The organism is Obesumbacterium proteus, from assembly GCF_001586165.1.
Taxonomy (GTDB): Bacteria; Pseudomonadota; Gammaproteobacteria; order Enterobacterales; family Enterobacteriaceae; genus Hafnia; species Hafnia protea.
The window spans coordinates 3,286,097-3,310,675 of the sequence record NZ_CP014608.1 but is presented as its reverse complement, the minus strand read 5'-3'; the positions used below and the strand labels follow the sequence as shown (position 1 = coordinate 3,310,675).

The 24,579-nt window shown below is 47.8% G+C and carries 24 protein-coding genes, 1 pseudogene and 1 riboswitch; of the genes and pseudogenes, 14 read left to right on the top strand and 11 right to left on the bottom strand.

Annotated features, from left to right (window positions below; all coding sequences use genetic code 11):
* The 3 genes from DSM2777_RS15780 (at position 1) to DSM2777_RS15770 (ending at position 2,528) form a co-directional block, all read left to right on the top strand.
* Positions 1-312 (top strand): PTS sugar transporter subunit IIB, encoded by a 312-nt coding sequence (locus DSM2777_RS15780; protein WP_040044857.1) that lies wholly within the window; start codon positions 1-3, stop codon positions 310-312.
* A gap of 2 nt (positions 313-314) precedes the next feature.
* Positions 315-626, top strand: coding sequence for a PTS lactose/cellobiose transporter subunit IIA (locus DSM2777_RS15775; RefSeq protein WP_046457016.1), 312 nt, complete (start codon positions 315-317; stop codon positions 624-626).
* Positions 627-959: 333 nt separating this feature from the next.
* On the top strand, positions 960-2,528 hold the full coding sequence (locus DSM2777_RS15770) for an EAL domain-containing protein (RefSeq protein ID WP_061554499.1): 1,569 nt from the start codon (positions 960-962) through the stop codon (positions 2,526-2,528).
* 93 nt (positions 2,529-2,621) lie between these two features.
* Here the strand turns inward: DSM2777_RS15770 and DSM2777_RS15765 are convergent, their stop codons facing one another.
* Complete coding sequence (locus tag DSM2777_RS15765) at positions 2,622-4,181, bottom strand: TerC family protein (RefSeq protein ID WP_046457014.1); 1,560 nt, start codon at positions 4,179-4,181, stop codon at positions 2,622-2,624.
* A gap of 692 nt (positions 4,182-4,873) precedes the next feature.
* Between DSM2777_RS15765 and manX the strand changes: the two genes are divergently transcribed.
* The 5 genes and pseudogenes from manX to mntP all read left to right on the top strand — a co-directional run bounded on the left by manX (position 4,874) and on the right by mntP (position 9,076).
* Complete coding sequence (manX, locus tag DSM2777_RS15755) at positions 4,874-5,833, top strand: PTS mannose transporter subunit IIAB (protein ID WP_061554498.1); 960 nt, start codon at positions 4,874-4,876, stop codon at positions 5,831-5,833.
* Positions 5,834-5,898: 65 nt separating this feature from the next.
* Complete coding sequence (locus DSM2777_RS15750) at positions 5,899-6,696, top strand: PTS mannose/fructose/sorbose transporter subunit IIC (RefSeq protein WP_008813635.1); 798 nt, start codon at positions 5,899-5,901, stop codon at positions 6,694-6,696.
* A 15-nt stretch (positions 6,697-6,711) separates the two neighbouring features.
* Positions 6,712-7,575 (top strand): PTS mannose transporter subunit IID, encoded by an 864-nt coding sequence (locus DSM2777_RS15745; RefSeq protein WP_025796822.1) that lies wholly within the window; start codon positions 6,712-6,714, stop codon positions 7,573-7,575.
* Positions 7,576-7,638: 63 nt separating this feature from the next.
* The gene (locus DSM2777_RS15740) at positions 7,639-8,097 is read left to right on the top strand and encodes a DUF986 family protein (RefSeq protein ID WP_040044853.1); all 459 of its coding nucleotides are present in this window, start codon (positions 7,639-7,641) and stop codon (positions 8,095-8,097) included.
* A gap of 180 nt (positions 8,098-8,277) precedes the next feature.
* Positions 8,278-8,495: riboswitch (yybP-ykoY riboswitch) on the top strand.
* Positions 8,496-8,502: 7 nt separating this feature from the next.
* A pseudogene (gene mntP, locus DSM2777_RS15735) lies at positions 8,503-9,076 on the top strand (manganese efflux pump MntP).
* Between the two features lie 57 nt (positions 9,077-9,133).
* Here mntP and rlmA read toward each other — a convergent pair.
* On the bottom strand, positions 9,134-9,946 hold the full coding sequence (gene rlmA, locus DSM2777_RS15730; RefSeq protein ID WP_061554497.1) for a 23S rRNA (guanine(745)-N(1))-methyltransferase: 813 nt from the start codon (positions 9,944-9,946) through the stop codon (positions 9,134-9,136).
* A gap of 173 nt (positions 9,947-10,119) precedes the next feature.
* Between rlmA and DSM2777_RS15725 the strand changes: the two genes are divergently transcribed.
* Positions 10,120-10,827, top strand: a complete 708-nt coding sequence (locus tag DSM2777_RS15725) for a purine nucleoside phosphorylase YfiH/LACC1 family protein (RefSeq protein WP_061554496.1) — start codon at positions 10,120-10,122, stop codon at positions 10,825-10,827.
* A gap of 67 nt (positions 10,828-10,894) precedes the next feature.
* On the opposite strand, the gene cspE is transcribed toward DSM2777_RS15725, so the two are convergent.
* Entirely contained in the window at positions 10,895-11,104 is a 210-nt protein-coding gene (gene cspE, locus DSM2777_RS15720) for a transcription antiterminator/RNA stability regulator CspE (protein ID WP_004094893.1), read from the bottom strand.
* Between the two features lie 41 nt (positions 11,105-11,145).
* Entirely contained in the window at positions 11,146-11,262 is a 117-nt protein-coding gene (locus DSM2777_RS23865; RefSeq protein WP_071842629.1) for a DUF2627 domain-containing protein, read from the bottom strand.
* A gap of 758 nt (positions 11,263-12,020) precedes the next feature.
* On the opposite strand from DSM2777_RS23865, the gene pagP reads away from it, so the two are divergent.
* A complete protein-coding gene (gene pagP, locus DSM2777_RS15715; RefSeq protein ID WP_061554495.1) occupies positions 12,021-12,626 on the top strand; it encodes a lipid IV(A) palmitoyltransferase PagP in 606 nt (201 codons plus the stop codon).
* Between the two features lie 70 nt (positions 12,627-12,696).
* Here the strand turns inward: pagP and cysB are convergent, their stop codons facing one another.
* Both cysB and topA read right to left on the bottom strand, forming a co-directional pair.
* Positions 12,697-13,671: an HTH-type transcriptional regulator CysB gene (cysB, locus tag DSM2777_RS15710; RefSeq protein ID WP_025796834.1), complete on the bottom strand. Its 975-nt coding sequence runs from the start codon at positions 13,669-13,671 to the stop codon at positions 12,697-12,699.
* A 431-nt stretch (positions 13,672-14,102) separates the two neighbouring features.
* Positions 14,103-16,700 (bottom strand): type I DNA topoisomerase, encoded by a 2,598-nt coding sequence (topA, locus tag DSM2777_RS15705; RefSeq protein WP_025796836.1) that lies wholly within the window; start codon positions 16,698-16,700, stop codon positions 14,103-14,105.
* Positions 16,701-17,134: 434 nt separating this feature from the next.
* Between topA and DSM2777_RS15700 the strand changes: the two genes are divergently transcribed.
* Entirely contained in the window at positions 17,135-17,386 is a 252-nt protein-coding gene (locus DSM2777_RS15700) for a YciN family protein (RefSeq protein ID WP_004094879.1), read from the top strand.
* Positions 17,387-17,476: 90 nt separating this feature from the next.
* Here the strand turns inward: DSM2777_RS15700 and sohB are convergent, their stop codons facing one another.
* Positions 17,477-18,523, bottom strand: coding sequence for a protease SohB (sohB, locus tag DSM2777_RS15695; RefSeq protein WP_040044848.1), 1,047 nt, complete (start codon positions 18,521-18,523; stop codon positions 17,477-17,479).
* Positions 18,524-18,814: 291 nt separating this feature from the next.
* Between sohB and DSM2777_RS15690 the strand changes: the two genes are divergently transcribed.
* Together DSM2777_RS15690 and cobO are read left to right on the top strand one after the other, a co-directional pair.
* Entirely contained in the window at positions 18,815-19,576 is a 762-nt protein-coding gene (locus DSM2777_RS15690) for a YciK family oxidoreductase (RefSeq protein WP_061554494.1), read from the top strand.
* A gap of 69 nt (positions 19,577-19,645) precedes the next feature.
* Positions 19,646-20,236: a cob(I)yrinic acid a,c-diamide adenosyltransferase gene (gene cobO / locus DSM2777_RS15685; RefSeq protein ID WP_061554493.1), complete on the top strand. Its 591-nt coding sequence runs from the start codon at positions 19,646-19,648 to the stop codon at positions 20,234-20,236.
* 43 nt (positions 20,237-20,279) lie between these two features.
* On the opposite strand, the gene DSM2777_RS15680 is transcribed toward cobO, so the two are convergent.
* The 4 genes from DSM2777_RS15680 to DSM2777_RS15665 form a co-directional block, all read right to left on the bottom strand.
* Positions 20,280-20,882 carry an adenosylcobalamin/alpha-ribazole phosphatase gene (locus DSM2777_RS15680; RefSeq protein WP_061554492.1) on the bottom strand — a complete coding sequence of 201 codons (603 nt, stop codon included), beginning with the start codon at positions 20,880-20,882 and terminating at the stop codon, positions 20,280-20,282.
* 44 nt (positions 20,883-20,926) lie between these two features.
* On the bottom strand, positions 20,927-21,664 hold the full coding sequence (cobS, locus tag DSM2777_RS15675) for an adenosylcobinamide-GDP ribazoletransferase (RefSeq protein ID WP_046457006.1): 738 nt from the start codon (positions 21,662-21,664) through the stop codon (positions 20,927-20,929).
* 187 nt (positions 21,665-21,851) lie between these two features.
* A complete protein-coding gene (gene rluB, locus DSM2777_RS15670; RefSeq protein ID WP_025796850.1) occupies positions 21,852-22,805 on the bottom strand; it encodes a 23S rRNA pseudouridine(2605) synthase RluB in 954 nt (317 codons plus the stop codon).
* 131 nt (positions 22,806-22,936) lie between these two features.
* Complete coding sequence (locus tag DSM2777_RS15665) at positions 22,937-23,929, bottom strand: MBL fold metallo-hydrolase (RefSeq protein WP_061554491.1); 993 nt, start codon at positions 23,927-23,929, stop codon at positions 22,937-22,939.
* 273 nt (positions 23,930-24,202) lie between these two features.
* On the opposite strand from DSM2777_RS15665, the gene DSM2777_RS15660 reads away from it, so the two are divergent.
* On the top strand, positions 24,203-24,493 hold the full coding sequence (locus DSM2777_RS15660) for a hypothetical protein (protein WP_061554490.1): 291 nt from the start codon (positions 24,203-24,205) through the stop codon (positions 24,491-24,493).
* The last annotated feature ends 86 nt before the right edge of the window (positions 24,494-24,579 follow it).

Genomic DNA, 24,579 nt, shown 5'->3' with positions numbered 1-24,579 from the left:
ATGAAAAAAATTCTGTTGGTTTGTGACCTTGGTATGTCGACCAGTTTGATGGTTAAGAAAATGCTGGAGTCTGCCAAAGCACGCGGTATCGACGCGGAAATTTGTGCCAAGTCAGTTCGCGATTATAAGACCTGCGCAGCTGATTTTGACGTCGCTTTATTAGGCCCGCAGATCCGCTATAAGCTGCCTGAATGCGAAAAAATCGCTCAGGAGCACGGCAAGAAAATCGCCTGTATCGATATGATGGCCTACGGCACTATGAAAGGCGATAAGGTACTCGATCAGGCATTAGCGTTGATTGAAGAGGCGTAGACATGGATCTCGAAAATGAAGTCATGGAGCTCATTGCTAACTCCGGCTATGCACGCAGCTTAGTCTTCCAAGCCATCCGCTGCGCTCGTGAAGAAAAAGATTTTGCTCAGGCTGAAACGTACATGCAGCAGGCGCAAGAGGCGTTATCCTCAGCCCATCACGTACAAACCAAACTGATCGAAATGGATGAGGGAACTGGAAAAATCCCCGTGCATTTGGTGATGGTTCACGCGCAAGATCACCTGATGAATGCCATCATGTTGATGGAGTTGGGTCGCGAAATTATCGCCCTGCACCAACAATTCGCTCATTAAATGAATTTTCCCCCTTACTAAAAGTAAGGGGGTTTTTGGCTCAAATAAGCAAAATGCATGACAACCGCTAATGTGTTTCTTTAAAAATCCCTCGTTCCCTGCTTCGGAATTTTCTCTAAGTCTGTATAGAAAACAGTAAGTTCTGCGTAGATAAATCCTAATTTAGCGGCTTTTTAATCACGTAACGGTTTTATTATCTTCACAATATCGACCTCTAGTTGATATTTACGCTACTATCCGTCCACATTTTCTTTTCAATAGCTACACTTACGCAAAGAGTGAACAATTCATTGACTGTATGTTGGCTAGGATTTTCCTGTCAAAGGATGCTTGATGCGCTTCTCAAAGGTGGCAATTAAAAAGTATCGCTTGTACCGTTTACTGCTCGCCGCCGGAGCAGGATTGTTTGCTTTTGCTATTTCCATGGGTGGACGTTACAGCCAAGAGCTTGATACCGTGCGTACCGCACAACATAAAGCTGCCCTTTCTGCCGTACAACAAATCGATCGCCTGCTTAATTCAGCCAATGAAATCTCAACAACCCATAACGAACTGGTCAACAGCAGTTGTCCCCAGGCCCAACCACGTTTGCTGAACATGTCAGTACAGTTGCAGACCGTAAGGGCTATTTTGTTGGTAAAAAACGACGTGATTTTTTGTTCTAGCCTATTCGGCCACCGCGACTATCAGCTTGACGTGATGTTTCCTACCTTTGCTAAGCCCGGCCATAACCTGATGCTTAAAGCAGCATTATTGGTGAAACGCGGGAGCCCTACGCTACTCTTTTGGGTGCCAACACGCTCGGATCCTCACAGCGGGATGATCCACGTGTTTCATATCGCGATGCTTTCCAGCTTTATTCTTGAGCCGCAAAAACCCTATGTGAATTACATGGCCCTCAACGTTGAAGGACAGACGTTGATTTATGGGCAAGAGATGATTCGCCAAACACGAGATATCACGGATAAGCCTAGCGTCGCGCTTAATTCTGAACGCTATGCCTATTCCGTGGGTGTTTTTTCCGATCCAGATTGGCAACTGGCGCTACGCTCCCTTCCTCAGCACATCCCACTTTCGCTGCTAGTCTTTATGCTCGCCGGTATTATCGTCTTTATGGTTTCGGCTAATCGGATGAATTTGGCTTATCACATCTCTTCGGCAATCCAGCGCAAACAATTCCAGCTCTATTGCCAGCCGATAATTCAAAGCCAGAGCGGAGAATGTGACGGAGTGGAGATCTTGCTGCGTTGGTATGATGAGCGCCAAGGCTGGATCTCACCGGATATCTTTATTCCTCTGGCCGAACAACACGGCTTAGTTCAGTCGCTCACGCGCCACCTTCTGTATACGCTAGAACAAAATAAACATCTGTTCCCGCAGACGCCTGATTTTTATATCAGTATTAATATTGCCGCAGAACATTTTGCTCAAGGTCAGCTTGCACGCGATCTGCATAAGCTGTGGTATCAATTTAATCCCATAACAAAGCTCATGCTAGAACTCACCGAGCGCTCGGAATTGCAGCCCGCAGATTATGCACAGCTGACTCAGCTGCGCGCCATGGGCGCATCTTTAGCGCTGGATGATTTCGGTACAGGTCACAGCTCATTGAGTTATCTGCAAAACCTGCACCCCGACGTGTTGAAAATTGATAAGACTTTCTGTGCAACCATCGGTACAGATGCCATTAATGCCAAAGTGCTCGGCAGCATTGTTGCGTTGGGCAAAGAGCTCAAACTGAAGCTCATCGTTGAAGGGGTTGAGACTCGCCAGCAGGCTGATTATCTGCGCCAGCTAGGCGTGTGTGCGATGCAGGGATTTTACTTTGCGCGTCCAATGCCGATTGCAGAGTTTCCGCAGTGGCTGGCTCAGCAATATGCTAAACCCAAACAGAATGATTAATTGATTGAAACTATTAAACTTCCCTCCCATGTGGGAGGGAAGTTTTAACCGTAGTGAGTCACGATTGTTATTAGCAATTGTTAGTAACGGCTGTTATTCCTCTTCGTGCTCATCCGGCGTTTCGATACGCTCAATGTGAATCAGCTCAATGCGGTAGTCTTTGACTTCCATGACTTGGAAACGCAGGCCGTGCAGCTCTAATTTCTCACCTGCCTGCGGCATCTGATCAAAATGGGCCAACAGTAAACCGGCCACCGAAGCGCAATCTGATGAAGACTCGCTCACCAAGCCATCCCAGCCCAACATTTGCTCCAAGGTATGCAGGTCAGTGCCTCCTTTTACTAACCAGCCATTTTCCTGTTTGATGACATCTAGCGTTTCATCTTCATCCGGGAACTCACCCGCAATCGCCTCTAGCACGTCTAGCGGTGTCACCAAGCCTTGAACCATACCGAATTCGTCGCTCACGATGACTAAGCGCCCTTTTGCCTGACGCAATACATCTAGCACGTTGATCACGTCTAAACTTTCCAGCACTACGATCGGCGCGCTTTTCGCAGCATATTCAGCCACGGAGATCCCTTCGTCCAACGCTACCAGCAGATCTTTGGCGCGGACAATGCCAATCAGCTGGTCTAACTCACCGTCGCAAACAGGGAACAAACTATGCGGTGTTTCCAGCAGTTGGCTGCGAATTTCCTGCGGCGTGCGCTGGCAATCTATCCAGGTAATTTCATTACGCGGCGTCATGATGGTACGCAGAGATCGTGAGGCCAGCGTCAACACGCCGCTGATCATATAGCGTTCTTCGGCTGCAAAAGTCTCTTCTTCTTTAGTTGCGACCACGTCTTCACTGCGGTGACCGTTTTGCTTGTCTTTCTTACCGCCCATCATGCTGATGATAGCTTCAGCAGTACGCTGGCGCATTGGGCGACGGCGCTCATGTTTGATGTGGTTACGACGCGCAATTTGGTTAAACATCTCGATAAGAATTGAGAAGCCAATCGCGGCGTACAGATAGCCTTTTGGAATATGCAGGCCGAAACCTTCTGCCAACAAGCTCAAACCAATCATCAGCAGGAAGCTTAAACATAGCACCACGACGGTAGGATGTTCGTTAACGAAGTTGGTCAGCGGCTTAGACGCCAGCAGCATAATCGCCATCGCAATCACGACCGCACACATCATCACCGGCAGGCTATCTACCATGCCCACGGCCGTAATTACGGCATCCAGTGAGAACACAGCGTCAAGAATAACGATCTGCACCACGACCGACCAGAAACTGGCATATCCACGGTTGTTTACCTCATGGGTATGCCCTTCCAGCCGTTCATGTAACTCCATGGTGGCTTTAAACAGGAGGAACAGCCCTCCGACTAGCAAGATTAAATCTCGCCCTGAAAAGCTAAAATCACCTACGCTAAATAACGGACGGGTTAGCGTCACCATCCAAGAGATGACGGACAACAGCCCCAATCGCATCAGCAACGCTAAAGAAAGGCCAATGATACGCGCCTTGTCTCGCTGCTTCGGCGGTAGCTTGTCTGCCAAAATTGCAATGAATACCAGATTGTCTATGCCCAGAACAATTTCGAGAACCACCAGCGTGAGTAAACCCACCCAAATTGACGGATCGAGTAAGAATTCCATGTTTTATTCCGCGTTAATGTGAAAAGAGAATTGTTGAACGGCAACAGAATCTTGCTGTGCACGACGTTTCAGCCCGTTTGAAAATTGGCTAAAACAGCGCGTTAATTTCCCAAGGCCTGCGATAAACCGCAGATCACTAAGAAAGCATGCATTCAGCAAAGACAAGCCACGGAACAAAACATCACCGGGCATAAAGAATAGTGTAGAGAATAGCGAAGAAATTAAAGGGCGTCGGGGACGGTCCATACGGTGGGTTTAACCCAATACTCCTGACAGTAATAAGAAACTTTATGCTAACAAGAAATAAAGCTATCCAAAAGAGCATCAGCGCACACATTTTGTCATTTTTTGTCAATACTCTGTTACTCATATTGCGCACAAATCCAGCATCTAAATATTTCTTATAATTTACATGTGCTAATAGCAGATGGTCGTCACATAAATTATTTTTTTACTGACTAAAATAAATCTCGCTAAAGAAGATTTGGGATTTTTCGCCTGAATCGATTCATGAAGCTAACTGATTGATACTTAAGGCACTTAGCATTCATCAGTGAGATCCAAGAATTATTTGGCGAGCAGTTACTCCACAAGGACGTATCTACAAACGGTTTTTTGACTTAATTCCATGCTGAGAAAGTGAGTTATTTCACACCGTAAAAGCATGCTAGCAAGTAGAGAGGAGGTAGCGAGTGAGTATTGCTATTATCATCGGCACTCACGGGGCAGCGGCTGAGCAATTGCTCAAAACCGCAGAAATGCTGCTAGGCGAACAAAGCAACGTTGCCTACATCGATTTCGTTCCCGGTGAAAATGCTGAAACGTTAATTGAAAAGTACAACGAGAGATTAACCCATCTGGATACCAGCAAGGGCGTGATCTTCTTGGTTGATACTTGGGGTGGAAGTCCTTTCAATGCGGCAAGCCGTATTGTCACGGACAAAGAGCACTATGAAGTGATTACCGGCGTTAACGTTCCAATGCTGGTAGAAACATTCATGGCTCGTGACGACGACCCTAGCTTTGACGAGTTGGTTGCATTAGCGCTGGAAACTGGCCGTGAAGGCGTCCGAGCTCTGCGCGCAAAAGAACCTGAAGCAGCTAAACCACAGCCAAAACCGGCTGCGCCAAAAGCACCTCAGGCTCCAATGGGCCCAGAAGACCACATGAAGATCGGTTTAGCACGTATCGATGACCGTTTGATTCATGGTCAAGTTGCTACTCGCTGGACAAAAGAAACTAACGTGAGCCGCATCATCGTTGTGAGTGATGAAGTTGCAGCTGACCACGTTCGCTCCACCCTGCTCAAACAGGTTGCTCCTCCAGGCGTTACTGCTCACGTGGTTGACGTCGAAAAAATGATCCGTGTTTATAACAACCCAGCTTACGGCCGTGACCGTGTCATGCTGCTTTTCACTAACCCAACCGACGTGGTGCGTTTAGTCGAAAACGGTGTGAACATCACATCTGTAAACATCGGTGGTATGGCGTTCCGTCAGGGCAAAACCCAGATCACCAACGCAGTATCCGTAGACGAAAAAGACATCGAAGCATTCAAAAAACTGGATGCACGCGGCATTGAATTGGAAGTCCGTAAGGTCTCCAGCGATAGCCGTCTGAAGATGATGGAATTAATCAATAAAATGAACTAACGCTGAATCGCGCACTTGCCGGTTCGTGTTTTTAAACTCAGCTCTTTGGTTAGAGGAGAAGTGCAATGGAGATTACAACTCTTCAGATTGTACTGATATTTATTGTTGCGTGTATTGCAGGGATGGGTTCCATCCTTGATGAATTCCAGTTTCACCGTCCACTGGTGGCTTGTACCCTGATCGGTATCGTTCTGGGCGACATGAAAACCGGTATTATTATCGGTGGTACGCTGGAAATGATCGCTTTGGGTTGGATGAACATCGGTGCGGCTGTTGCACCCGATGCGGCACTGGCCTCCATTATCTCCACCATTCTGGTTATCGCCGGTGGGCAAAGCGTTGGTGCGGGTATCGCACTGGCCATTCCATTGGCAGCAGCAGGTCAGGTTCTGACCATCATCGTTCGTACTATCACCGTGGGCTTCCAGCACGCGGCTGACGGCGCGGCCGAGCGTGGCGACCTGCGTGCGATTAGCGTTCTGCACTGCTCTGCGTTAATTCTGCAAGCAATGCGTATCGCGATCCCTGCGGTTGTTGTTGCAATCTCTGTAGGTACTGATGCTGTTCACACCATGCTGAATGCAATCCCTGAAGTCGTGACCTCTGGTCTGGCTATCGCGGGTGGCATGATCGTCGTAGTTGGTTATGCGATGGTTATCAACATGATGCGCGCTGGCTACCTGATGCCTTTCTTCTATTTAGGTTTCGTTACCGCTGCGTTCACTAACTTCAACCTGGTTGCGTTGGGTGTTCTGGGTCTGATGATGGCTATTCTGTATATCCAGCTCAGCCCTAAATACAACAAATCTCAGGTTGTACAAGTTGCTGCCGGCAATAACGACCTTGATAACGAATTAGACTAGGAAAGGGTGAGAGAAATGGTTGATACAACATCATCAGTTGCAACTCCAAAAACTGAAACGAAACTCACCGCAGGCGATCTGCGCGGCGTATTCCTGCGCTCTAACCTGTTTCAAGGTTCTTGGAACTTTGAACGTATGCAAGCATTGGGTTTCTGTTTCTCCATGGTGCCGGTTATCCGTCGCCTGTATCCAGAGAATACAGATGAGCGCAAGCAAGCAATCAAGCGTCATTTAGAATTCTTCAACACACATCCATACGTTGCGGCCCCTATCTTGGGTGTTACAGCGGCAATGGAAGAACAGCGTGCGAACGGCGCTCCGATCGACGATGGTGCCATTAACGGTATCAAAGTCGGTCTGATGGGTCCGTTAGCCGGTGTGGGTGACCCAATCTTCTGGGGTACTGTACGTCCTGTATTTGCAGCGTTAGGTGCAGGTATTGCGATGACCGGTAGCCTGTTGGGCCCTATCCTGTTCTTCGTTCTGTTTAACCTGGTTCGTCTGCTGGTTCGTTACTACGGCGTAGCTTACGGTTATAAGAAAGGTGTTGATATCGTTAGCGATATGGGCGGTGGCTTCCTACAGAAACTGACGGAGGGGGCATCGATCCTAGGTCTGTTTGTTATGGGGGCCTTGGTTAACAAGTGGACGCACGTCAACATTCCGCTTGTGGTATCCCGCATCACTGACCAAACCGGTCACACCACGGTAACCACGGTTCAGACCATTCTGGACCAGTTGATGCCAGGCCTGATCCCACTGCTGCTGACCTTCGGCTGTATGTGGCTGCTGCGTAAGAAAGTCAACGCGCTGTGGATCATTATCGGCTTCTTCTTCATCGGTATCTTCGGCTACTGGATCGGTCTGCTCGGTCTGTAATCGTATGAATAGCCGGATAGGGTTCGCCCTATCCGGCTTTTTTATTTTGTGTTTGGAGTATTCATGTCTTTAACTGATATCGCACTGTTGGCTTTTATCCTGCTGTTTATTCTTTACGCCGTCTATGATGAAATCATCATGCCTAGGCGCAACGGAAAAACACGTTTACAGGTTAATTTAAAACGTCGTAATAAAGCCGACAGTGGAATATTTGTTGGATTGTTAGCCATTCTTGCTTATCAAAACATAACTAATAATGGTTCTCATTTCACTACTTGGTTACTCTTTACTCTCGCTATTATCGCTATCTATGTTTTTTATATTCGCTGGCCAAAAATCTTATTTAAAGAAACCGGTTTTTATTACGGTAATGTTTTTATTTTATACAGCCGCATAAAAAATATGAACATGTCAGAAGACGGCTATCTGGTTATTGACTTAGAGAAGCGTAGGCTACTGATTCAAGTCGCTAAAATGGATGATTTAGACTTGATTTTGAAGTTTTTCGTTGAGCAGAAATAACAAACAAATCCCACCATTAATGAGATTCAGTATATTAATACTGCTATTTGTACTGAATCTCACTACGACTTAAAACGTTATTATTACTCTGTCATTACCCATTTAATAATAATTATCATTAGCATTGATTTCCCCTGTAAAATATGCCGTTGTTATTCTCTAAAGAAATAGAGTATGATCGCCTCCGTCAATTTGGGGAGTAGCCGGCGTTCTAGCTGATTAATATTCAGTTTTTGAGCGCGCTCGTGTCAACATACTCGTTCCTAGCATGGAACGTGGTACGAGCAGCCCGCTTGCTGATTATCAGCATCTTAAGCGCGGACAGGCGAGACCATAGACACGTAGCTCCGTCGTATGGTTGGGGGTGGGTTACGTGTATATGGAACACCCGGCCGAGTATTTTTCATGAATTTATCCGCAACAGTTATCCTCGCTTTCGGCATGTCCATGGACGCTTTCGCTGCGTCAATTGGTAAAGGTGCCGCCCTGCACAAACCTCGCTTTCGTGAAGCATTCCGTACTGGTCTTATTTTTGGTGTCGTAGAAGCGATTACCCCGCTCATTGGTTGGGGAATTGGTTTACTGGCCAGCAAGTTCATTATGGAATGGGATCACTGGGTCGCTTTTGCCCTGCTCTTCGTGCTCGGCAGTCGTATGGTTTATGAAGGCTGGAAAGGCAATCATGATGAAAATGCAGAACCGGTGCGTCGTCATGGTTTTTTGGCTGCTCGTCACCACGGCGATTGCAACCAGCTTGGATGCGATGGCTATCGGCGTCGGATTAGCCTTCCTACAGGTTAATATTCTCCATACCGCGATGGCGATTGGTTTAGCAACGATGATTATGGCGACCTTGGGCATGATGATTGGCCGCTTTATTGGCCCACTGTTGGGCAAGCGCGCAGAGATTTTAGGCGGCGTAGTACTTATCGGTATAGGCTTCTCAATTTTACATGAGCATATCGGCCCCTTCTTCTAAGAATCGCCTCTATAAAAAAGCCCGCATCATGCGGGCTTTTTTATATCAATCAAGCGCTTAATCACGGCGATACACACGAATAGCAAAATCGGTTTCACACTCAAATTCTGTTCTGTTTTTCAATGTTTCAGCCACATCAGGCGTTGCCCGCCAAGCAAACGGTGTCATTTGCAGTAAATTAGCGGCCTGCTCTCCCGGCAACATCATGGTGTACGCCAGTTGTTGATCATCGATGAGCGTAAACCCTTCAAACGACTCTGTGTTTTCTGCGTGCAACTGCACCGTGTCATAAACTTGCTCTTTGAGCTGGTAGAGATGGCGCGGAGCCGGTGACACTGTCACAAGAATGCCTTCTGGAGCAATAACGCGGGCCAGCTCCTCAGCCTTGCAAGGTGCGTAGATTCGAACCACAGCATCCATCGACGCATCGGCGTAAGGCAAACGATGGCTTGAGGCGACACAGAATGACACCGTTGGATAGCGCTTCGCCGCATAGCGAATGGCAACCTTCGCGATATCCAGACCGAAAACCGCAATATCCTGCTCGCTAAACTGTTTTGCCACTTCAGAGGTGTAATATCCCTCTCCGCAGCCAATATCGAGAATACGACGGGTTTGAGGCGCCATATGCGCCTTAATTGCCTGACAAACGGCGTCACGCAGCGGCTGATAGTAGTTCTGATCCAAAAATGCACGCCGTGCCTGCATCATTTCAGTACTGTCTCCCGGCTGCTTGGAGTGTTTGTGCTGAACAGGCATCAGATTTACGTATCCCTCTTTTGCACAATCAAACTGGTGGTTATTGGCACAACGCCACTGATGATCGTTTTTTTCCAGCGGTTGCTGGCAAAGAGGACACTGATAAGGCATTGGATTTCCCGCATACAGACGTTAAAGCGCAACAGTCTAAATAACGCCAGTCAGTGATGCAACCGACTCCGCACGTCGACGTTACAGCTAAAAGCGTTATCGCCCTTTTCTATCACGCCAATACCTCCTAAGCTGAGGCCCTCAAATTTGAAAAAGATCGAATAGGACAGCGTATGGCAATCTCAGGTTGGCACAACATTCCCAATATTCGTTATGGGTTCGGTCGCAAAACAGCGTTAATGCCAACAGCATTAATCCCCTATCGGGAAACAATGCCTGAAAAAAAGCAGGTGCATGGGATCCGCGTAATGGATGTGGCAACGCCCAATCAGGAGTGCGGCGAATGTGATGCACTTTTTACGAACCAGCCAAACATTTTGCTGACGATACTCACCGCAGACTGCCTACCCGTGATTTTCAGCCGCCAAGACGGCAAAGCCATTGCAGTGGCTCATGCAGGCTGGCGTGGGCTCATAGACGGCGTTTTAGAACAGGTTGCACAGCGTATTGCGCAAGATGATGATATTTCACAGTGGATGGCCGCTATTGGCCCTAGCGCTGGGGCATGTTGCTATGAAGTGGATGAACCGTTGGTCGAACGTTTTCATCAAGCGCTGCCTTATGAATCAGCGTTGATCTCTCCCCGCTTCCGACATTTAGATCTCGTGGCTATTGCACAGGCCAAACTGCGTGGTCTGGGATTCGCTGATGTCGATAACCTATCTGAATGCACAATTTGCACTCGCGAACATCAACCTGAAGCAACCCACTATTTCCGCTATACCAGTTTTCGGCGCAATGCGCATCGGCGCGAACGAGAACCTGAGCATCCCGGAATCAAAGGCCGTAATCAGTACTCTGGGCTAATCATCCTATCCTAGCCGCGCATCTCAAATTTCAGGCATAAAAAAACCCGCATAAAGCGGGTTTTTAACAGCTGACGCTGTCTTAGATTGCAGTTACGTTAACTGCAGATGGGCCTTTCTGGCCATCTTGGATTTCAAACTCAACGTGCTGACCTTCAGCCAGAGTTTTGAAACCGTTACCCTGGATTGCAGAGAAGTGTACGAACACGTCTTTGCTGCCGTCAGCCGGGGTGATGAAACCGAAACCTTTAGCTTCGTTGAACCACTTTACTTGACCTTTGATCTTAGCCATCTTGAGTATTTCCTTTGGATTGTTTAAACCGCCCTAGGGCGTTAGATAGACAAACTAGAGTCGTTACTGCTTGAGGCACTAAGATAAGAATCGGCAGAGAAGTGGTAGTCAACGCTATGGTTTTTACTCAGAACTTCTTTACTGAAAATGCCACACATATACAGAACTGTACCTCGTTTTACCCAGATGCGTTATCACACACTACGTATTCAATGGCAAGCCATTTTTATCCAGTGAACGACACGTCGCACAGAAATAAAACGGTCGGCGGAAAACTAAGCTAATTTGTGCCAAAAACTGTTGCCACTCGCAGAATTATCTGCTGCATGAAACTGCTTATTTAAGCACCGATTTATGCCGTTCTCCATCTCCTCCGTCGCTACCTTTTTACGCTATTCTGGACGGAGAGTCACCTATTCCGACGATGAAATTAACTAATAATGAGTACGAAAATGGAATGTGTGATGCATAATACGATTCTACGGAGATTTATTGCAGTAACAGCAGGGAGTTTGCTAAAAAATTGTTACATTTCTACCGCATTTTATGACGTGATAGTGTCTCGGTATAGATTGAAACCAGAGACGCGCCGCATCCCTCCCTTCTCTAATCCACAAAAAGAACAAACTCTCAGGCTAAGACCATGTAGTACCACTGCTTTCTATAGCAGAAAGATCATAATACCATTAGCTTACCAATACGAATTTGATAAGTTTTTTGTGTCCACTATTGGCCCATTTCCATTTCAGGAAAATCTGTATTTTTCCTGTTGTTTATACTTCATTCAACTTTGCCAACAATCCTATGATATAATTTATTCCTAACAATAAGATATTTGCTTCGATATAATTCTTCGATCGCGCCTCTCTGCTGAAAGACTTCCCAAATTAAAAACAAGATATTACCGAGAATAATAATGAAACTAGTGAAAACAGGTCGCCTGTATATTGGTTGTCTATCGCTATTGGTGCCCGCCGTTGTTTTTGCGCAAACACCAACATCAACCAACGAATCACCTGAGTCACACTCAAAGACGCAGCAAGCTAGCAGCTTTTGGGGCTCGTTTACCGATCAGGTTAAACAAACATGGAATGCCGATAATTACGAACTGTACGTGCCGCTAAACACTTGGCACAACCGTGCCATGTACGACAAAGAGAAAACCGACAGGTATAACGAACGCCCATGGGGCGCGGGTTTTGGCGTCTATCGTTACGATGAAAATGACAACTGGCATTCATTGTATGCCATGGCGTTTAAAGACTCTCACAATAAAATTGAGCCTATTATCGGCTATGGTTTTGAATGGATGTGGATCCCTGGCGACCGAGATGGTTGGCGCTTTGGTGCAGGATATACGGCCAGCATCACGGCTCGTGATGATTACTCCTATATCCCTATTCCGCTTGTATTACCTTTAGTTTCTATTGAATATAATCGTTTTTCTATTCAAACAACGTATATCCCAGGAACCTACAATAACGGAAATGTCTTATTTACATGGATGCGTTGGAAATTTTAATTAATAACCTTTGATTGATTAAGCTTATAAAAAAGGAGCCATCAGGCTCCTTTTTCGTTAAAGAATATTCTTATTTGATCGGCAGTTTTATATCTTTAAACATCGCCTCAATTTCTTCATTTGAGCGCAATGCAACCGCAGTATCCACAACGTCTCGCGTCAAATGCGGAGCAAAACGTTGGATGAAATCATACATATAGCTACGTAGGAACGTACTGCGGCGGAAACCGATTTTTGTTGTGCTAAAGGTAAAGATATCGCTGGTATCCACCGTAACCAAATCCGGATCCTGAACCGGATCGACCGCCATATTCGCGATAACCCCTACCCCTAAGCCCAAACGCACATAGGTTTTGATCACGTCGGCATCGGTTGCAGTAAACACAATCTTAGGTGTCAGACCCGCACGATTAAAGGCCGTATCCAACTCTGAACGTCCAGTAAAGCCGAAGGTATAGGTAACAATCGGATACTCGGCCAGCTCTTCAATGGTGATCGAGGTTTTCCCAGCCAGCGGATGGTCAGGCTTCACCACCACGGCACGATTCCAGTGGTAGCAAGGCAACATAATCAAATCATCATAAAGATGCAGGGCTTCGGTCGCGATAGCAAAATCGGCGTTCCCTTTAGAAACCGCTTCCGCTATCTGCGTCGGTGAGCCTTGATGCATATGCAGAGATACGCGTGGATAGCGTTCGATAAAGCCTTTAATCACCGGAGGCAGCGCATAACGGGCCTGAGTATGCGTCGTAGCCACATACAGCGACCCTTTATCTGGATAGGTATGTTCCCCTGCAACAGCTTTGATGGCATCAACTTTGGATAAAACTTCACGCGCAATGCGGATAATTTCTTGTCCTGCTGGCGTGACCTGCGTCAGATGTTTTCCACTGCGGGAAAAAATCTGGATACCTAATTCATCCTCTAGCATTCGTACTTGCTTACTAATGCCCGGCTGAGAGGTGTATAGGCCTTCTGCGGTCGATGACACATTTAAATTGTGGTTCACCACTTCCACAATGTAACGAAGCTGCTGCAATTTCATAGCTAATACCATCCTAGGTTGAAACTTAACGCGATGGCAGTCTGGATAGGAGCACCCCTTGGCAATAGGCCTACACTCAAGCCTTGGGCTTTCTGTGCCGATTTAAACCCGTTTTGCCCTACATTGACCGCAATGTTAATAACTCAACAATCATTTAAATTGCTTTTATATAACCACTATATCATTTTGAGCCGATCTGTATAGGTCTGGTAACAAGATCATAACGAATTATTTATGGAATTAATTAAAGTCTCGATAGCATTCGCATTTAGGCTTTAAGCCAAAAAACTAGGTCGCTTGCCTTGATGCAAAGATGAATAGTTATGCAAATTAATGCACAAGATTTTGCATTACAGATTTTGGTTTTTGCATAAAAAACCGGTCAGTAATCCTGACCGGTTTTAACCACTTTTTAGCGAAAAAGCGTTAGATTATTTCTTGGTTTCGACCCATTTTCCGTCAACGAAGAATGCAGTCCAACCTGTCGCTTTGCCGTCTTTTTCTGAAGAGACATATTGCTGTTTAGTCTTACGACTGAAACGCACCATCGTCTTATTACCTTCAGGATCTTTCTGCGGTGCATCGGCCAGATAGCTCAACTTTTCAGGTAAGCGATCTTTGAAACGAGCTAACTCTTCCACCAGAGGCGCACGCGTTTCACGCGATTTAGGGAAGGTATTCGCCGCTAAGAACACACCCGCAGCGCCATCGCGCAGCACGAAGTAAGCGTCTGACTTTTCACACGGCAATTCAGGCAGTGGAACCGGATCTTCCTTCGGTGGCGCTACGTCGCCGTTACGCAGGATCTTACGGGTGTTCTTGCACTCTTCGTTGGTACATGCCATGTACTTACCGAAACGCCCCATTTTCAGGTGCATTTCAGAACCACATTTTTCGCACTCAACGATCGGACCGTCATAGCCCTTGATGCGGAACTCACCCTCTTCAATCTCGTAGCCGTCACAGGCAGGATTGTTACCACACACATGCAGCTTGCGCTGATTGTCGATGAGGTAGCTGTCCATCGCCGTGCCGCACTTAGCACAACGGCGCTTAGCGCGCAATGCGTTGGTTTCAGCATCATCGCCTTCCAGCACGTTCAGCACTTCGGCTTCCGGCACCAGATTGATCGTGGTTTTGCAACGCTCTTTCGGCGGTAGCGCATAGCCAGAACAACCCAAGAAAACGCCGGTGCTTGCGGTACGAATTCCCATCTGACGTTCACAGGTTGGGCAAGCAATGCTGGTCAGAACCATTTGGTTCGGACGCATACCCCCTTCTTCTGGATCTTTTTCAGCGACTGAAAGCTGTTTGCTGAAGTCTTGGAAGAAACCATCAAGCACGTTTTTCCAATCTTCTTTGGCATTCGCAACCTGATCGAGCCCATTTTCCATGTGCGCGGTGAAGTCATAATTCATCAGCTCACGGAAATTTTCTTCCAGACGGTCAGTGACAATCTCACCCATTTTTTCAGCGTAGAAACGGCGGTTGTCCACACGCACATAGCCACGATCCTGAATGGTTGAAATGATTGCCGCATAGGTAGAAGGACGACCGATACCCCGTTTTTCCAACTCTTTAACCAACGATGCCTCGCTAAAGCGAGCCGGTGGTTTGGTGAAGTGCTGGCTAGGTAAGAGCTGCTGCAACGTCAATTCACTGCCAATTTCGACAAATGGTAATGTGCGATCTTCGTCGCCTTTACGCAGCTGAGGCAGAACTTTAGTCCAACCATCAAAGCGCAAAGTGCGGCCTTTCGCTTTCAACGTATAATCACCCGCTTTCACGGAAATCGTGGTTGAATCGTATTTTGCCGGTGTCATCTGACAAGAAACAAACTGGCGCCAGATCAGCTGATAAAGCTTCTGAGCGTCTGCTTCCATGTCTTTTAACTGTTCAGACAGCACGTTCACATCAGAAGGACGAATCGCTTCATGCGCTTCCTGTGAGTTGTCTTTGCTGGCGTAGGTATTCGGCTCTTTCGGCATATACTGTTCGCCGAAGTTTTCACCGATATACTCACGCACCATGCTCACCGCATCCTGACTCAGGTTAGTGGAGTCAGTACGCATATAGGTGATATGACCGGCTTCATACAGACGCTGGGCCATCATCATGGTTTTCTTCACGCCAAAGCCAAGACGCGTGCTTGCGGCCTGCTGCAACGTGGAAGTAATAAACGGCGCAGAAGGCTTGCTGCTGGTTGGCTTATCTTCACGATCTAAAACCGTGTAATGCGCATTCTCCAGCGCCTTAACGGCGGTCTGAGTTTGATCGCCATTAACCGGTTTGAACGGTTTGTCTTTGTGATGCGTAACCTGCATTTGCAGAGCAACGGCATTCTTATCGTTCAGATCGGCACGCAGTTCCCAATATTCTTCAGGAACAAACGCTTTGATCTCACGTTCACGATCGACAACCAAGCGTACAGCAACCGACTGAACACGACCGGCAGATAAACCACGGGCAATTTTCTTCCACAACAGCGGAGAAACCATGTAGCCCACAACGCGGTCCATAAAACGACGCGCCTGCTGTGCGTTTACACGGTCGATATTTAATTCGCCGGGTTTATTAAATGCCTGCTGAATAGCGTTTTTAGTGATTTCGTTAAACACCACGCGGCTATAACGACTTTCGTCGCCGCCAATCACCTCACGCAAATGCCACGCGATGGCTTCCCCTTCGCGGTCAAGGTCGGTTGCGAGATAAATGTGGTCAGCTTTTTCAGCTAATGTTTTTAACTCTGCAACAACCTTTTCTTTACCTGGGAGTATTTCGTATTGCGCTTTCCAGCCGTGATAAGGATCAACGCCCATACGATTAACCAGCGCTTCACGCTCATTCTTTTTGACTTTAGGCTTCGCTTTATCTTCAGCGGAGGCTGCGCCCTTTTTACTGGCTGAACCACTGGTCGGCAAATCGCGGATATGACCGACGCTGGACTTAACCACGTAGTCATTACCCAGATACTTATTTATCGTTTTAGCTTTTGCCGGGGACTCAACTATTACGAGAGCTTTACCCATAATTACCTTTACCTGAATGAATCCTTCTGTCTCCAGAAGCCTTTGTTCGCCATTATCATAGCGATTGAAAAATTCTTTTTTATATTGCGGCAGACCGCGCTGAGATCAAGCCATTTTTTTATAAATCGCTTTCAACTGCTCAACACAGCTGCAATGTGCGGCACAAAAAACAGGAGCAACGCACTCGCAACCTTATGACATGCGGAACTTTTATTCAAAACGACAATCTTTCGTTCCGCCAAAGGTCAGAAAACCCATCACTCTACCGGATTGAGAACATCACGCAACTTAATTAGCACGGAATGGAGATTTTTACCAATTATCGGCCAAAACTCAGATCAAGCCACCGCGATTATTTGCGATACCCCTAGAGTACGCAGTACTATATTAGTCAGTGTTATTAATAGACAACGTCATTTGTTGGAGAACGAAAAATGTTCGGTGAAACAACCCCAATCAAACGTGAAGCTCTACTGGCAGAAGCAAACCAAATCATTAAAGAGCACGAAGATTATATGCAGGGTATGGAAGCGACCGAAGTCGAGCAAAAAGGCGACGTATTAGTATTCCGCGGCGAGTTTTTCCTCGACGAAGACGGAATTCCAACCCGCAAAACGACCGCCGTGTTTAATATGTTTAAACACCTCGCTCATGTATTATCTGAAAAATATCATTTAGAAGATTAATTCATCATTCTGAATTGAATAGTTAAAAAAATGCCCCTTTAAAGGGGCATTTTAATTTCATTAACGTTACTCAATATTAACAATGTTATCTTATATATCGTAACGCTGACTGCGTTGCCACCAACGTAACATCAGGCGATCGGCACTGTTCGCGGCGCTATTGGTGAAGCGATCCATCATGCGTTTACGACGGGTGTAACGCACGCCGATCACGTCATGATTTTCCATTTCAGCAATCAACAGATCGTCGCTGGTACCAACGGAGTCGACCAAACCTTTCTCTTTCGCTTGGATCCCATACCAGTGTTCGCCGGTTGCAACGGAATTAATATCCAGTGATGGACGTTGCTGGCTGACAAACTCTTTGAACAGCTCATGGGTTTCATTCAGCTCTTCGCGGAATTTCTCACGTCCCTGCTCGGTATTCTCACCCAACAGCGTCAGTGTGCGTTTGAATTCTCCGGCCGTATGCAGCTCCACGTCGATATCGTTCTTTTTCAGCCAACGGTTGAAGTTAGGGATCTGAGCCACAACGCCGATTGAGCCAATAATAGCAAAAGGCGCAGCAACGATACGGTCAGCGACACAAGCCATCATATAACCACCGCTGGCGGCGACTTTATCAACCGCAACGGTTAATCGCACGCCCGCCTGACGTAAACGCTGTAGCTGGGAAGCGGCTAAGCCATAGCCATGCACCACGCCACCGGGGCTTTCCAAGCGCAGCAGTACTTCATCGCCCTGCTTAGCGGCAGCCAGTACGGCGCTGATTTCTTCGCGTAATGAACTCACCTCATGGGCGTCCATGCTACCTTTAAAATCGAGCACATACAGGCACGGTTTTTCTTTCGCCGCAATTCCCTGTTTGACCTCGGCTTTACGCTGTTTTGCTTTCTCTTTATCCTGTTTTTTCTGCTGCTTATACCACGCTTTTAAGGCGCTATCGTCCATGCGCGCTTCCTGCATACTGCGCTGCATATCACGATACTGCTCGCCTAAATCTGTTAGCTGTAATTCTCCGCGGCTCGCTCCCTTTTTATGTCGCAGGCTGACAAACAACACAATCAGTGCCCCTATTGCGATCACAAAGGTCATCACCTTCGCCAAAAATAGGCCATACAAGGATAACCATTCCACATTCACCGCCTTGTTTAAGATTTTCTGATACTACTTATATTAGCGTTATTCCACTGTAACGCGTCCGCCAGTATGTAACATACTGGCGGACGCGTCATTTTCAAGGGGCTTATACGTAAAGTCCCTGTAAATTCAGCACATAATGTCCGCTCTAGGAACAATACCATTGACCATCTACCGTGCAATAGGTCAAGATCGGCGACTATTAGTTACAGCAAATAAACAATTTAGTCATAACTTGCCGACCCAGCCGAAAAGCCTTGATGCTAAAGCGGCGTGAGGAAATACAACATGCACTATCAACCACAGCCTGAGCTTTTGCAAAACCGCATTATTCTTGTAACCGGCGCGGGAGACGGAATTGGCCGCGAAGCGGCGCTCACCTACGCTCGCCACGGCGCGCAGCTGATTCTGCTGGGTAGAACGTTGAGTAAGCTTCAGGCCGTGCAGGAACAAATACGCCAGCTTGGTTTGTCGCCTGCGGCCATCGTTGAATTCGATCTGTTAACGGCAAAACCAGCTGACTATCAGAAACTCGGTGCGGAGCTAGCCTCAGCCTACCCTTATCTAGATGGTGTATTAAACAACGCCGGTTTGCTCGGCACGATTAATCCTTTGGCGGAACAAGACTATCAAGAGTTTTGTGATGTCATGCAGGTTAACGTTAACGCCTCGCTGCTGCTGTCGCAGGCGCTGCTGCCGTTGCTGCTAAAAGCCCCCTCGGCTTCACTGATTTTCACCAGTTCTAGCGTGGGCAAAGTCGGCCGTGCGGGATGGGGCTCTTACGCCATTTCCAAATTTGCCACCGAAGGCATGATGCAGGTATTGGCTGACGAATATAAGAACACCAATTTGCGGGTAAACTGCATTAATCCGGGTGGGACACGTACCGGAATGCGCGCATCGGCTTTCCCAGACGAAGATCCACAGAAGCTCAAAACGCCTGCCGATATCATGCCGCTCTATCTCTATTTGATGGGTGACGACAGTCGCCGGAAAACGGGAATGAGTTTTGATGCTCAGCCAGGGCGAAAAGCAGGCCCAGCAGAATAACCACCACATCGTGTTGGTGTCGCTATTTATACCGACGTATAACAATAAATTAATAGGTTAGGAGAAAGCATGTCTGAAGAACGCCACCAGCAGCGCCAACAACGTATTAAAGAAAAAGTGGATGCCCGTATTGCTGCCGCACAGGAAACTCGCGGCATCGTGATGATTTTCACCGGCAATGGTAAAGGTAAAAGTACGGCGGCGTTTGGCACCGTAGCGCGCGCTGTAGGCCATGGGCATCGCGCGAGCGTGATTCAATTCATCAAAGGCACATGGGAAAACGGTGAACGAAATCTGCTTGAGCCGCACGGCGTTGAATTTCAGGTAATGGCAACCGGTTTTACGTGGGAAACACAGAATAAAGAGACGGACACCGCCGCTGCACTTGCGGTTTGGGAGCACGGCAAGCGCATGCTGAAAGATGAAAGTTTAGATCTGGTGGTCATGGATGAGCTGACCTACATGGTGAGTTACGGCTATATCGCGCTTGAAGAGGTGCTCACGGCGTTGAAACAGCGTCCAGCACATCAATCCGTGATTATTACCGGACGAGGCTGTCATCGCGAACTGGAAGAACTGGCGGATACCGTAAGCGAAGTTCGCCCGGTGAAACACGCGTTTGAAGCCGGTATCAAAGCACAGAAAGGTATCGATTGGTAATGACTAAACGCCGAGGCCGCCATTGCTGGCTTCGGCGTGCTAATTAGGCAAGCGCATTACCCCTATTGTTTAAACAGTGAATAACGCTGAATCCGTCACGGTAATCGATTCTGCTATGCGCTCCCTGCTCGATGCGGAAATGCCACATGGCACGGTCTTCTAGTTTGAGAAGTTGCGTGCAGATGATCGAGATAACACCTTGATGTGCAACGATCAACACTCGCTGTCCTGCATGCTTCTGCTGAAGATCAGACAGTGCCAACCTGACTCTTGCAGAGAAATCACGAAATCCCTCCCCGCCCGGCGGAACTGTTCGCTGCCAATCGGCACACCAAGCAGCGTAGTGCTCAGCATCCTCTTGCTGTAATTCTTTGTGGTGGCGAAGTTCCCACTCGCCAAATGCCATTTCGTCCAATCCGGTAAGTTGGACAAATTCAGCTTCGGCACCGAGTATTCTCTGCGCAGTTTGATGGGTGCGTTGTAAGCCGCTGGTATAAACCGCGTCGAACGAAATTCCCGCCAGCTGCGCCGCAACCTCATCAGCCTGCTGCTCGCCTAGCGCCGTTAGGGCCAAATCGCTGCTGCCGCAATACACACCGTCTAGATTGGCCTGAGTCTGTCCGTGGCGTATCAAATATAACTCCATCAGTGCTCCTTGGATTCAGATTAGCGGTGCTCTAAATTGTGGATTTAAATAACCGCAAACAGGAAGATAAGGCCGAATAGTTCGTTACCCGCACCGATGGTATCACCGGTTTGCCCACCAATACGTTTATTGATGAAACCACGATATAACAGCGCAAACAGATAAGTAATGATCGCAGCCAACCCGCCGTGCCAGCTTGCAAAGCCCAGCGTCATTAATAGACCAATAATCAGCGCAATCGCGTAATGCTGGCCGCCAATTTTCCCGATGTACAGGTTTCCCATACCATTTTCACGCGCATATTTTTGCTGATACATCAGAACCGGCAGCAATGCGCGGCTCAGCGCCGGAGCCGCAACCAGCAAGGTGTAAACGTTATGTCCGGTCTGCGTTAGCTGATAGATAATCGCCACCCGAGCCAAAATCACAAAAATCAGCGCCAGAGCACCGTTCGAGCCAATACGGCTATCGCGCATGATCTCGAGAATACGCTCACGTGGACGCGCCGAGAAAATCCCGTCGCAGGTGTCGGCCAAACCATCCAAATGAAACGCGCCTGTAACCAACGTGGTCGCCAGCACCGCGGCAACCGCTGCCAACAAAGGGCCATAAACTGGCAATACCACGGCAAATGCCAACGCGCTCAGCAAGCCAACGATCAGGCCAACAAACGGGAAATAGACCACGCCTTTGGCGTAATCATTCATGTCGAGATTATCTGTCCAGCGGGCAGGCACGGGAATGCGGGTCATAAACTGCAGTGTGGCGAGGAATAGTTTCATTGTTACGGGTCAGTCCATGTCGTCGGTAAGCAAGAGCAAGAGAATTAACTCTCTGATTGCCTTCTATATTAATACCAGACGCTCATCTGGCGCTAGCGCCAGATCGCAGATATAAAAAAACCGCAGCGGATTAACGCTACGGTTTGATATTTGCTTGGCAATTCTACGCTGCAGCAACGCGCTGTGATTAGCCGCGCTTGTTTCCTTTGCTGGTAGCCGCTTTATTACCCGCTGCGCTACGCGTAGAAGACGTGCCTTTATTCGCTGAACCAGAACGACGGTTTGGCGCTGCAGCTGCAGCACTGCCACCCTGACCATGACGTTTAACCGCACGGCGGATCTGATTCGCTTTCATACGGCGACGTTCACGCTCAACTGGCAGCTTGCTCACGGTTTCCGCGTTCAGTTCAACCAATTCGCGCAGATAGTTGATGTCGTTAAGTGGAAGCTCTGCCCAGCCGCCGCGTGGCAGGCCTTTTGGCAAAGGCAGATCGCCATAACGAACACGGATCAAACGACTCACCTGCACGCCAACGGCTTCCCACAAACGACGAACCTCACGGTTACGCCCTTCGGTTAAGGTCACGTTGTACCACTGGTTAATCCCTTCACCGCCTTGGAAACTGATAGTTTTGAATGATGCAGGACCATCTTCCAACTGCACGCCACGGCTTAATTGACGAATTTTTTCATCATCAACCTGACCGAACACACGTACCGCATATTCACGCTCAACTTCACGGCTTGGATGCATCAAACGGTTTGCCAGTTCGCCATCGGTGGTGAACAACAGTAAACCAGACGTATTGATATCCAAACGACCTACGGCGATCCAACGAGAACCGCGCAGTTTTGGCAAACGATCAAATACCGTTGGACGACCTTCAGGATCGCGACGGGTACATAGCTCGCCTTCTGGCTTGTAATAAGCCAAAACGCGACAAACAGATTCGGTTGATTCGCGGATAGACACAACGCGCCCATCTACACGAATTTTCATAGCCGGAGTAACCTCAACACGGTCACCAAGCGTTGCTAATTTACCATCAACGCTGACACGGCCTTCTTTAATCATGGCTTCAATTTCACGGCGTGAACCATGACCAGCATTGGCAAGAACTTTCTGTAACTTTTCGCTCATTGAGCAACCTCTAATGTCGCCTTCACAGGCGTCGTGGGGTATTGTGGATGTATCTGAAATTCAAACAATTAATTGAATTTTAACGCGGCATTATACACGAAAACGTGAAAATGTCCGAACGCTATACTTTTTTATCCACGAGGAAAAGGAATAAAAGCGCCAATTTTCTCGGCGGTATAGCGATTCACATCAACACCTTGCCGTTGAATTTCTGCACGTAAACAGCCTGGAGGATCATCCAAAGCTTCATCGGCTAACTCGAATACGCCCCAATGCATGCCGAAAGCTCGCTGACAGCCGAGTTCACGAAATAAGCGAACCGAATCCGCGGGGTCCATATGCTGAGAATGCATAAACCAGCGCGGTTCATAGGCGCCCAACGGCAGCGCCGCCAACGAAAATGGACCTAATCGTTCGCCAATCTCTTTGAGCCGTGGCGCATAACCACTGTCGCCAACGAAATAGAAGCTATCGGTTAAATGCGAGAGAACCCACCCGCCCCACAGGCTACGATTTCGATCCCAAGGAGTTCTCATACTCCAGTGCCGTGCGGGCACAAAATGGATCTGCACATCGCCAACCGCACGCTGTTCCCACCAATCCAGTTCGTGAACGTATATTGCACCACAACGGATAAACCATCGTTTCAGCCCAAGCGGCACCATACAAATCAGTTTCGGAAAACGTTTTAACAGCGCATCGATAGTCTGTTTATCAAGATGGTCGTAATGATTATGGGAGATCAAAACCGCATCAATATCTGGCAGTTGTTCAACGTCGATAGGCGACGGTGTTTTTCGCTCTGGTCCGTAGAAGTTCAGCGGCGAAGCACGCTGGGAAAGCACGGGATCAATCAGGATATTCTTACTGCCCATTTTCACCAACATCGCAGCGTGACCCAGCCACCACACGCCATCCTGTGACTGCGCAAGATCAACCGGCTGCCACCAGCGCTCAACGAGCCCGCGATACCCTTGTTCAGGCTTTAGCGGCAAGTGGTTCTTTTTGCGTTCGTTTTGCCAGCGCTTTAAATCACCAGGACGATGCTCATTGGGCTCAGGATTGGTCAAACCCTCTGGCGTATGGTGGGTTTTATTAGGATCATAATAAGGATTTTTCTTCACTCGACGCCCTCTTCGGTGACAACGTCACTTGAATATAGTCAAAATAGCACCATATTTCCTGATAGTTACCAAAACAAAATCGCCATCTGGATGCTGCGTTAAGAATAACTTAATAACTACAGCCTATTCTCGATGTCAGCTTTTGTCAGCCACGTAAAGTAGGCTAAAGGTGCTGGGGTTTTGAAAGAATTCTCTTTAGTCTCATTTTCAAGAAACAAACGACGGGTGGATCACAAATTGGCCCGTTAGCGAGTCATTAGGAGTTAATAAAATATGAAAAATAATCAGTCACACACTCGCACTCAACGTATGCGCAGCGCTCTACAGGGGCAGATGCAATATTGGAAAATGTACCTATCGTTGAAGTCTCGCCAAATGGGACTCAGCGGTAAAATGCGCCAGATGACGCTTATCGTATCGGCGGTAATGATGGTCGCCATGCTTATGGCAGGCTTCGTGCTCTTTAACCTGCTGGTATTGAGCGTCGCCTTAATTGGCGCACTAGTTTCACTCTTCCGCCCACGCCAGCGTCCCTTCACCACGCAGGGTCCGAGAGTGATCTAGATTGAATTTAATTCACTTCATGTAGCGTGAAGTTATAAAAATATCTAGTAGATGAAATTTAGCGGTTTTGCTTATGCATTACCGCT

Excerpts from the sequence above, each read along its gene's own strand:
- DSM2777_RS15780 (WP_040044857.1), top strand. The coding sequence starts at position 1 with ATGAAAAAAATTCTGTTGGTTTGTGACCTTGGTATGTCGACCAGTTTG.
- DSM2777_RS15775 (WP_046457016.1), top strand. The coding sequence starts at position 315 with ATGGATCTCGAAAATGAAGTCATGGAGCTCATTGCTAACTCCGGCTAT.
- DSM2777_RS15770 (WP_061554499.1), top strand. The coding sequence starts at position 960 with ATGCGCTTCTCAAAGGTGGCAATTAAAAAGTATCGCTTGTACCGTTTA.
- DSM2777_RS15765 (WP_046457014.1), bottom strand. The coding sequence starts at position 4,181 with ATGGAATTCTTACTCGATCCGTCAATTTGGGTGGGTTTACTCACGCTG.
- DSM2777_RS15750 (WP_008813635.1), top strand. The coding sequence starts at position 5,899 with ATGGAGATTACAACTCTTCAGATTGTACTGATATTTATTGTTGCGTGT.
- DSM2777_RS15745 (WP_025796822.1), top strand. The coding sequence starts at position 6,712 with ATGGTTGATACAACATCATCAGTTGCAACTCCAAAAACTGAAACGAAA.
- DSM2777_RS15740 (WP_040044853.1), top strand. The coding sequence starts at position 7,639 with ATGTCTTTAACTGATATCGCACTGTTGGCTTTTATCCTGCTGTTTATT.
- rlmA (WP_061554497.1), bottom strand. The coding sequence starts at position 9,946 with ATGCCTTATCAGTGTCCTCTTTGCCAGCAACCGCTGGAAAAAAACGAT.
- DSM2777_RS15725 (WP_061554496.1), top strand. The coding sequence starts at position 10,120 with ATGGCAATCTCAGGTTGGCACAACATTCCCAATATTCGTTATGGGTTC.
- cspE (WP_004094893.1), bottom strand. The coding sequence starts at position 11,104 with ATGGCTAAGATCAAAGGTCAAGTAAAGTGGTTCAACGAAGCTAAAGGT.
- DSM2777_RS23865 (WP_071842629.1), bottom strand. The coding sequence starts at position 11,262 with ATGTGTGGCATTTTCAGTAAAGAAGTTCTGAGTAAAAACCATAGCGTT.
- pagP (WP_061554495.1), top strand. The coding sequence starts at position 12,021 with ATGAAACTAGTGAAAACAGGTCGCCTGTATATTGGTTGTCTATCGCTA.
- cysB (WP_025796834.1), bottom strand. The coding sequence starts at position 13,671 with ATGAAATTGCAGCAGCTTCGTTACATTGTGGAAGTGGTGAACCACAAT.
- topA (WP_025796836.1), bottom strand. The coding sequence starts at position 16,700 with ATGGGTAAAGCTCTCGTAATAGTTGAGTCCCCGGCAAAAGCTAAAACG.
- DSM2777_RS15700 (WP_004094879.1), top strand. The coding sequence starts at position 17,135 with ATGTTCGGTGAAACAACCCCAATCAAACGTGAAGCTCTACTGGCAGAA.
- DSM2777_RS15690 (WP_061554494.1), top strand. The coding sequence starts at position 18,815 with ATGCACTATCAACCACAGCCTGAGCTTTTGCAAAACCGCATTATTCTT.
- cobO (WP_061554493.1), top strand. The coding sequence starts at position 19,646 with ATGTCTGAAGAACGCCACCAGCAGCGCCAACAACGTATTAAAGAAAAA.
- DSM2777_RS15680 (WP_061554492.1), bottom strand. The coding sequence starts at position 20,882 with ATGGAGTTATATTTGATACGCCACGGACAGACTCAGGCCAATCTAGAC.
- cobS (WP_046457006.1), bottom strand. The coding sequence starts at position 21,664 with ATGAAACTATTCCTCGCCACACTGCAGTTTATGACCCGCATTCCCGTG.
- rluB (WP_025796850.1), bottom strand. The coding sequence starts at position 22,805 with ATGAGCGAAAAGTTACAGAAAGTTCTTGCCAATGCTGGTCATGGTTCA.
- DSM2777_RS15660 (WP_061554490.1), top strand. The coding sequence starts at position 24,203 with ATGAAAAATAATCAGTCACACACTCGCACTCAACGTATGCGCAGCGCT.